2 protein-coding genes are annotated in these 9,556 nt (G+C 71.6%); both read right to left on the bottom strand.

Features of this window, described 5'->3' with window-relative positions; all coding sequences use genetic code 11:
• Window positions 1–3,587: amino acid adenylation domain-containing protein (locus ACZ4XJ_RS37215; protein ID WP_468498866.1), on the bottom strand; the 3,587-nt coding region annotated here is incomplete at its 3' end.
• The gene (locus tag ACZ4XJ_RS37220; protein WP_468498867.1) at window positions 3,584–9,541 is read right to left on the bottom strand and encodes an amino acid adenylation domain-containing protein; all 5,958 of its coding nucleotides are present in this window, start codon (window positions 9,539–9,541) and stop codon (window positions 3,584–3,586) included. The genes ACZ4XJ_RS37215 and ACZ4XJ_RS37220, both read right to left, overlap by 4 nt.
• Window positions 9,542–9,556 lie beyond the last annotated feature (15 nt).

The raw sequence follows: 9,556 nt of genomic DNA on the forward strand, positions 1-9,556 counted from the left end.
GCTGATCCCTGGGTGCGGGTGGTGTAGGCGGTGGTGAGGTCGTGGGCGAGGGGGGTGCGGGACCAGGCGTCGCTGGCGATGTGGTGGATGAGGAGGAGCAGTACGTGTTCCTCGTCGGTGATGCGGAAGAGCGAGGCCCGGATCGGGATCTCGGACGTCAGGTCGAAGCCGCGACCGGTCGCTTCGGCGATCAGGGCGGAGACGTCGTCCGCGTCCGCCTCGCGGACCGTGAACGGCACGACGGCGTCACCGACGGGCCGGACGATCTGGTGCGGACCGTGCTCCTCGTCCTCGGCGAAGGTGGTGCGCAGGCTCTCGTGGCGGGCGACGAGGTCGTGGAGCGCCAGTTCGAGCGAATCGGTGTCGAGACGACCGGTCAGGCGCAGTGTGGTGGGGATGTTGTAGGCCGAGCTGTCGCCTTCGAGCTGGTGGAGGAACCAGAGGCGCTGTTGGGCGTAGGACAGCGGGATGTGGTCGGGGCGGGGTTGGGCGGTGAGGGGCGTACGGGCGTCGGTCGCCTGGTCGAGGGCGGTGGCGAGGGCGGCGATGGTGGGGGTCTCGAAGAGCTGCCGGATGGAGAGTTCGGCGCCGAGGGTGGTGCGGATGCGGCTGACCAGGCGGGTGGCGAGGAGTGAGTGGCCGCCGAGGTCGAAGAAGCTGTCGTCGATCGTCAGGTGCGGCAGGGACAGGATCTCCGCGTACAGGGATACGAGGATTTCCTCGCGGGGGCTGCGGGGTGCGCGGCCTGCGACGGAGCCCGTGTAGGTGGGTGCGGGGAGCGCCTGGCGGTCCAGCTTGCCGTTCGGGGTGAGGGGGAGCGCTTCGAGAGTGACGAAAGCGGAGGGAAGCATGTAGTCCGGCAGAAGCTCGGCGAGCTGCTGCTTGAGGTGGTCGGCGCTGGGGGTGGCACCGTCCGTGGGGACGAGGTAGGCGACGAGTCGTTGGTCGCCGGGCTGGTCCTCGCGGAGGAGGACGGCCGTCTGGAGGACGCCGGGCTGGGACGCGATCGCGGATTCGATCTCCCCCAGCTCGATGCGGTGGCCGCGGAGTTTGATTTGGTGGTCGGCGCGGCCGGTGAAGAGGAGTTGGCCGTCGTGGGTCCAGCGGGCGATGTCGCCGGTGCGGTACATGCGGCTGCCGGGTGGGCCGTAGGGGTTGGCGGTGAAGCGTTCGGCGGTCAACGTGCTGCGGTGGTGGTAGCCGCGGGCGAGTTGGTGGCCGGCGAGGTAGAGCTCGCCGTCGGTGCCGGGGGCTGCGGGTCGGAGGGCGCTGTCGAGGACGTAGGCGCGGGTGTTGGTGAACGGCCGGCCGATCGGGACCGGGCCGGCCGAAGCCCCGTCGGCGGGGATGCGGTATTCGGTGGCGTTGACGGTGTTCTCGGTGGGCCCGTAGGCGTTGATGACCCGGGTGTGGGGGTGGGCGTTCTGCCAGGTGGTGAGCTGGTCTGCGTGGAGGGCTTCACCACCCAGGATCAACGTGTCGGAGGGGGATGCGCTTGCGGGCAGGGTGTTGAGGATGGCGAGGTGGCTGGGTGTCGCCTTGATCAGTGTCGGCTGCCGGAGGCTGTTTTCGAGACTCGTCAGGTGGACGGTTCCGCCGTTGGTCAGGGGTGTCCACAGGGCGGTGATCGTGAGGTCGAAGGCCAGCGGTGAGTGCAGGACCGTGGTGCCGCTGGTGGCCGGGTAGGCGGTGCGGGCCCGGTGGAGGTAGGTGGCCAGGGCGTGGTGTTCGATGATCACGCCCTTGGGGCGGCCGGTGGAGCCCGAGGTGTAGATCATGTAGGCCGCGTGGTGGGCGGACCACGGGCTTGGACGCTCCTCATCGCTGATCTGCGTGTCGGCGTACGACGTGAGTGCCTCGGCTGAGAGGGGCTCGGTGAGGGTCAGCGCGGGTGCGGCGTCGGTGAGGATGTGGGCGATGCGGTCGGCCGGGTAGTCGGGGTCGACGGGCAGGTACGCGGCGCCGGCTTTCAGCACGCCGAGCATGCTCACGATCGCGTCGGTCGTCTTCGGCAGGACCAGTGCCACGAACTGCTCGGCCCGCACGTTCCGGGCGATCAGGTGGCGGGCGACCTGGTTGGCGCGGCCGTCGAGCTCCCCGTACGTAAGGCTGTTGCCGTTCTCGTCCGTGACCGCGATCGCGTCCGGTGTCCGTGCGGCCTGGGCTGTGAAGAGGTCGTGCAGGGGAGTGTCCGCGTGCTCGGTGTCGTCGCCGTTCCATTCCACCAGGACCCGCTCGCGGTCGGCCGCGTCGAGGGTGTCGAGTCGGCCCACCGGCTGGTCGCCGTGCGTGGTCAGGGTTTCCAGGACGCGCAGGACCCGTTCGCCCAGGCCGTGGGCGTAGGTGGCGTCGAAGAGGTCGGGGCGGTGGTCGACGCGGAAGGACAGTTCGGTTCCGCGCATCGTCGCCACGACGTTCACCGCGAAGTGCGTGCCGCCCTTGATCTCGGCGGAGGTCACCCGCAGCCGTCCCGCGTCCGGATCGGTCCGGAGGTCGCCCTCGTCGACGGGGTAGTTCTGGAAGACCATGGCGGTGTCGAAGAGGTCGCTGTGGCCGGCCCAGCGTTGGATGTCGGCCAGTCCTGCCCACTGGTGGTCGAGCAGGCGGGCCTGTTCGGCTTGGAGTCGGCGGAAGAACCCGGTCAGGGGCTCGGTGTGGTCCAGGCGGGCGCGGACCGGGAGGGTGTTGATGAACAGGCCGACCATCGACTCGACGCCGGTGAGTTCCGGCGGGCGGCCCGAGACGGTCGCGCCGAAGACCACGTCGTCGCGGCCGGTGGCCTGGGCCAGGGCCAGCGCCCACGCGCCCTGGACGACGGTGTTCATCGTGACGCCGTGGGTACGGGCCCAGCCGGCCAGCTTGGTGCTGGCCTCGGTGTTCAGGCCGAAGGTGACGCTCTCGGGGGCGGACTCCACCGGCCCGGCCCCCGGGGCGATCAGCCCCGGCTCCTCCAGGCCCGACAGGGATTCCGTCCACGCCTCGCGGGCCGCTTCGCGGTCCCGGCCGTCCAGCCAGGTCAGGTAGTCGCGGTACGGGCGCACCCGCGGCAGGGTCGACGCGCCGCTCCCGTCCGCCGCGTACAGGGTCATGAGCTCGCGGAGCAGGACGGGCATCGACCAGCCGTCCAGCACGATGTGGTGGTTCGTCATGACCAGTCGGACCCGGTTCGCGTCCAGCCGGACAGCCGTGAACCGCAGCAGCGGGGGCCGGCCCAGGTCGAAGCGTGCGGCGCGGTCCGCGGCGGCGAGCCGGGCGGCCTCCGTCAGCCGGTCCTCCTCGGCCAGCCCGGACAGGTCGGCCTCGGCGAAGGGGAGCGTCACCTCCCGCAGGACCAGCTGCGCCCAACTGCCGTTCTTGCGCTGCCGGAACCCGGCGCGGAGGTTGGCGTGCCGGTGGAGCAGGGCCTGGCCCGCGGCCCGCATCCGGGCCGCGTCGAAGGGGCCCTCCAGGTCGAAGGAGACCTGGCCGACGTAGACGTCCGGCCCGTCCGGGTGGAACAGGCTGAGGAACAGGAAGCCCTCTTGCAGCGGGGAGAGCGAAAGGATGTCCTCGATCTTGCTGCGCGAACGAGACGGTTGCTGGCTCACTGCTCTATCTCCCAATCGGACTCAAGGTCGGCTTCGAATTCCTCGATCTCGGACTGACTGAGAGAGGCGAGGGTCACGTCGGACGGGGTGAGGCCTCCCGCGTCGGGGCGGCCGGCGTGCGATACCAGTGCTTCCAGGGCCCGGAACCAGAGTTCCGCCAGGTCACGGGCTTCCCCGTCGCTGATCAGGCTCCGGGCGTAGGTCCAGTCGGCGCGCAGTTCCGGTCCCTGCTCGCCGTCGTGCGCCACCGCGCTGATCTCGACGGCGTGCGCCATCGGCGCCGCCGGGCGGTGGCCCGCGACTCCACCGCCGATGACGCTCCACGGCCCGGCCGCGTCCGGCACCGGGGCCGTTCTGCGCCCGAGGTAGTTGAACCCGAATCCGGGCTCCGGGAGCGCGGCGAGCCGTGGGCCGGTGTCGGCGTTGAGGTGGCGCAGCAGGCCGTAGCCGAGGCCGTTGCCGGGGACGGCGCGCAGCTGTTCCTTGACCTGCTTGAGGGCGTCACCGAGGGCCGCCCCGTCCCGCTGGACCAGGCTCCAGTCGGCCACCGCCGGCGCCAGTCGGACGGGGTACAGGGCCGTGAACCAGCCCGCCGTCCTGCTGAGGTCGGCGCCGGGTACGGCGTCCTCGTGCCGGCCGTGGCTCTCCAGGTCCACCACCACCGGCGCGTCCGGGTCGCCTCCCCGGTCGCGCCGCCATGCGGCGACGGCGAGGGCGAAGGCGGTCAGCAGGACGTCGTTGACGCCGGCGTTGACCGTGCCGGGGACCCAGGTCAGCAGGGCCTCGGTGGTGTCGGTGGGCAGGGTGAGGCTGACGCGGCCCGCCCGTGCGTGGATGTCGCGCGTACGGTCCACCCGGAGCGGATCGTCGCCGGCGGAGGCGGCCTCCCAGTGGTCGAGTTCGGCCTCGATCCGCGGGTCGCCGGCCAGTTCCGCGAGCGCGGTGGCCCACTGGCGCCACGAGGTTCCCACGGGGGCGAGGTCGTCGCCCGCGTAGGCGCTCTCCAGGTCGGGGACCACGATCCGCCAGGTCACCGAGTCGACCACGAGGTGGTGGGCGACCAGGATGAGCAGGCCCTCGGCACGGTCGACGCCGGCGGATCCGAGGTCGAGCCACACGGCCTGGACCATGCGGCCGGCGGCGGGTGCCAGACGGTCCCGGGCGGCCGTCGCCAGGGCCGTGACCAGCTCTTCCACGTCCTCGGCGGGCACCGTCCCGGGCGCCTCGACGCGCAGCAGGACCTCGGCGGCCGGTACGGCGCCGGGCTCCCGCACCTCCATGGCGCCGTCGGCGCCGGCCCGCAGCCGCAACACGTCGTGGTGGTCGAGGACCCGCTGGAACGCGGAGGCCAGCCGGTCCGGGTCCAGCCCCGCCGGCACCGACAGCACCACGGACTGGTTGAAGTCGTCGCCGCCCAGCCCCAGTTCGTGGATCCGGGCCATCACCGGGGTGGCGGGCACCGGCCCGTACGGGTCGAGGTCCGCGAGCCGCGCCGGCACTCCGCTGTCGCGGCCGGCCAGCGCCCCGGCCAGCGCGGCCACCGACTGGTGCTCGAAGACGTCACGGACGGCCAGTACGAAGCCGGCCGTACGGGCCCGGCCGACGAGCTGGATGGAGAGGATGCTGTCGCCGCCGAGGTCGAAGAAGCCGTCCTCGACGCCCACCGCCTCCGGAGCCAGCCCCAGCACCTCGCCGAACAGCGTGCGCAGGCTCCGCTCGACCGGCGTGAGCTCCGACCGGCCGGTGGACCCCGTCGCGTAGTCCGGGGCGGGGAGCGCCTTGCGGTCGAGCTTGCCGTTCGCGGTGAGCGGCAGCGCGTCCAGGGTGACGAACGCCGACGGCACCATGTAGTCCGGCAGGGTCGCCCGTACGAAGGAGCGCAGCGCCGGCGCGTCCACCGCGTGCGGACCGCCGTCACCGACGACGTACGCCACCAACCTGCGGTCCCCGGGCCGGTCCTCGCGGACGACGACCGCCGCCTGGGCCAGCTCGGGGCGGCCGGCGAGCGCGGTCTCGATCTCGCCCAGCTCCACGCGGAAGCCACGGATCTTGACCTGGTCGTCGGCCCGGGCCAGGTACTCCAGCTCGCCCGCACGGTTGAGGCGTACGAGGTCGCCGGTGCGGTACATGCGCTCCCCGGCCCCGCCGTACGGGTCGGCCACGAACCGTTCCGCGGTCAGCGGGCCGCGGTGCAGGTAGCCGCGGGCCAGGCCGCCCGAGATGAACAGCTCGCCCGGTACGCCCGCCGGCACCGGCTGGAGCCAGCGGTCCAGTACGTAGGCCCGGGTGTTGCCCATCGGCCGGCCGATCGGCAGGCTCGCCTGCGCCGTGTACGGGGCCCGCACCTCGTGCTGGGTGACGCACAGGGTCGTCTCCGTCGGCCCGTACAGGTGGCGCAGCACCGTGTCCGGCGCGTGCTCCAGTACCCGGGCGACCGCGACGGGCGACACCACGTCACCCCCGGTCAGGACCTCCCGCACCCCGGCGAACGACTCCGGAGCCTCTTCGGCGATGACCCGGAACAGGCCCGCGGTGAGGTGGATCGCCGTGATCCGGTGCGTGGTGATCAGCTCGCGGACGGACGTGGCGTCCAGCTGCTCCGGCGGCGCCACGACGACCGTGCCGCCGGACACCAGCGGTACCCACAGCTCGTACGAGGACACGTCGAACGCGTGCGGCGCGTGCAGCAGCACCCGGGCGTGCGTACCGGGCCGCCAGGCGTGGTCGCGCACGAGGTCGACGACACCGCGATGGGTGACGGCCACGCCCTTGGGCACGCCCGTCGAACCGGAGGTGTACATCACGTACGCCAGGTCCTGCGGCCGCAGCCCCACGCCCAGGTTGCGGTCCGGGTGCCGGTCGGCGGGTGCGCCGTCCTCGTCCACCACCAGGACCCGCGCGCCGAGCTCGGCGGCGCGTGCCGCCTCGACCCGGTCGGTGAGGATTAGCGGCGCGGTGGTGTCGTCCACGACGAACCGCATCCGGTCCAGCGGATACGTGTCGTGGAGCGGGGCGTAGGCGCCGCCCGCCTTGGAGATGGCGAGGGTCGCCACGACGTGGGCCGGCGAACGTTCCATCAACATGACGACCGGCGTCCCCGGCCGCACCCCCTCCTGGCGCAGCAGGTGGGCGAGCCGGTTGGCGCGCGCGTTCAGCTCCGCGTACGACAGCGATCGCGTACCGGACACCACGGCCGGGGCGTCCGGGGTCAGGGACGCCTGGGCCTCGAACATCTGCGGCAGGGTCGTGTCCAGGTCCTCCAGCACCGGCCCCGCCCAGGCGTCGAGCAGCTCACCGCGCTCGGCGGGGCTGAGGATCCGTAGCTCGGACAGCCGTACGTCCGGATCCGCGGTGACCTCCTCCAGCACCCGGACGAACCGGTCCACCAGCGACTGCGCCGTGGACCGGTCGAAGAGGTCGGTCCGGTAGTCCAGTGCGCCCGTCAGGCCGGCGGCCGCCCCCTCGCCGTCCCGGGTCTCGGTGAGCACGAAGGCGAGGTCCACCTTGGCGACGCTGAGCCTGCTCCGCTCGGGCGTGATCCGCAGCCCGGGCAGGACGAGCGCCTCGTCGGCGGCGCCCTCGACGGTGTTCAGGTTGAGCATCGTCTGGAAGAGGGGGTGGTGGGAGAGGGTGCGGGTGGGGTTGAGGGCTTCCACGAGGCGTTCGAAGGGGAGGTCTTGGTGGGCGTAGGCGGTGAGGTCGGTTTCGCGGGTGCGGGTGAGGAGTTCGCGGAAGGTGGGGTTGCCGCTGGTGTTGGTGCGGAGGACGAGGGTGTTGATGAACATGCCGATGAGGTGGTCGGTGGCGTCGTCGGTGCGCCCGGCGATGGGGGTGCCGATGGGGATGTCGGTGCCGGCGCCGAGTCGGGTGAGGAGGGTGGCGAGGGCGGTTTGGGCGAGCATGAAGGTGCTGGTGTGGGTGGTGCGGGCGAGTTCGGTGAGTTGTTGGTGGGTGGTGGTGGGGATGGTGAAGGTGATGCGGTCGCCCGCGTGGCTTGCGGTGGGGGGTCGGGGTCGGTCGGTGGGGAGGTCGAGTTGTTCGGGGAGGTCGTGGAGGGTGTTTTTCCAGTGGGTGAGTTGTTGGCCGGCGGTGGTGGTGGGGTCGGTGTCGTTGCCGAGGAGGGTGCGTTGCCAGAGGGCGTAGTCGGCGTATTGGACGGGGAGCGGGGTCCAGTGGGGGGCTGATCCCTGGGTGCGGGTGGTGTAGGCGGTGGTGAGGTCGTGGGCGAGGGGGGTGCGGGACCAGGCGTCGCTGGCGATGTGGTGGATGAGGAGCAGGAGTACGTGTTCCTCGTCGGTGATGCGGAAGAGTGAGGCCCGGATCGGGATCTCGGACGTCAGGTCGAAGGCGTGGTGCGCCGCCTCGGAGAGCTGGGCCTCCAACTCGGCCTCCTCCGTTGCCACCACGGGGAAGAAGAAGCTCGCCGGGTCGAAGGCGTGGATGACCTGACGGGGCCCGTGCTCCTCGTCCTCGGTGAAGGTGGTGCGCAGGCTCTCGTGGCGGGCGACGACGTCACCGATGGCGAGGCGCAGGCAGTCGACGTCGAGGTGGCCGGTCAGTCGGAGTGTGGTGGGGATGTTGTAGGTGGAGCTGGGGCCTTCGAGTTGGTGGAGGAACCAGAGGCGCTGTTGGGCGTAGGACAGCGGGATGTGGTCGGGGCGGGGTTGGGCGGTGAGCGGGGTGCGGACTTGGGTTGCCTGGTCGAGGGTGGCGGCGAGGCCGGCGATGGTGGGGGTCTCGAAGAGCTGCCGGATGGAGAGTTCGGCGCCGAGGGTGGTGCGGATGCGGCTGACCAGGCGGGTGGCGAGGAGTGAGTGCCCCCCGAGGTCGAAGAAGCTGTCGTCGATGGTGAGGTGGGGGACCGCCAGCACTTCGGCGTAGAGGGATACGAGGATTTCCTCGCGGGGGCTGCGGGGTGCGCGGCCTGCGACGGAGCCCGTGTAGGTGGGTGCGGGGAGGGCTTTGCGGTCGAGCTTGCCGTTGGGGGTCAGCGGCAGGCCTTCGAGGGTGACGAAGGCCGACGGGAGCATGTAGTCGGGCAGGCGAGCGGCGAGTCCGGACTGGACGGTGCTCTCGTTCCAGAGGGCGGGGTCGGCTACTACGTACGCGACGAGTCGTTGGTCGCCGGGCTGGTCCTCGCGGAGGAGGACGGTGGCTTGGAGGATGCCGGGCTGGGTGGTGAGTGCGGCTTCGATTTCGCCGAGTTCGATGCGGTGGCCGCGGAGTTTGATCTGGTGGTCGGCGCGGCCGATGAAGAGGAGTTGGCCGTCGTGGGTCCAGCGGGCGATGTCGCCGGTGCGGTACATGCGGCTGCCGGGTGGGCCGTAGGGGTTGGCGGTGAAGCGTTCGGCGGTGAGGGCGTTGCGGTGGTGGTAGCCGCGGGCGAGTTGGTGGCCGGCGAGGTAGAGCTCGCCGTTGGTGCCGGGGGCTGCGGGTCGGAGGGCGCTGTCGAGGACGTAGGCGCGGGTGTTGGTGAACGGCCGGCCGATGGGGACCGGGCCGACGGGCAGACCGTCGGCGGGGATGCGGTATTCGGTGGCGTTGACGGTGTTCTCGGTGGGCCCGTACGCGTTGATGACCCGGGTGTCCGGGTGGCTGTTCTGCCAGGTGGTGAGTTGGTCTGCGTGGAGGGCTTCGCCGCCCAGGATCAACGTGTCGGAGGGGGATGCGCTTGCGGGCAGGGTGTTGAGGATGGCGAGGTGGCTGGGTGTCGCCTTGATCAGCGTCGGCTGCCGCAGGCTGTTTTCGAGACTCGTCAGGTGGACGGTTCCGCCGTTGGTCAGGGGTGTCCACAGGGCGGTGATCGTGAGGTCGAAGGCCAGCGGTGAGTGCAGGACCGTGGTGCCGCGGGTGGCCGGGTAGGCGGTGCGGGCTCGGTGGAGGTAGGTGGCCAGGGCGTGGTGTTCGATGATCACGCCCTTGGGGCGGCCGGTGGAGCCCGAGGTGTAGATCATGTAGGCCGCGTGGCG

The sequence above is a fragment of the Streptomyces sp. NPDC029836 genome, from assembly GCF_055574495.1.

What these genes read in the sequence shown, in the direction of transcription:
- ACZ4XJ_RS37220 (WP_468498867.1), bottom strand. Translation starts at nt 9,541, where the DNA reads ATGATCTACACCTCGGGCTCCACCGGCCGCCCCAAGGGCGTGATCATC.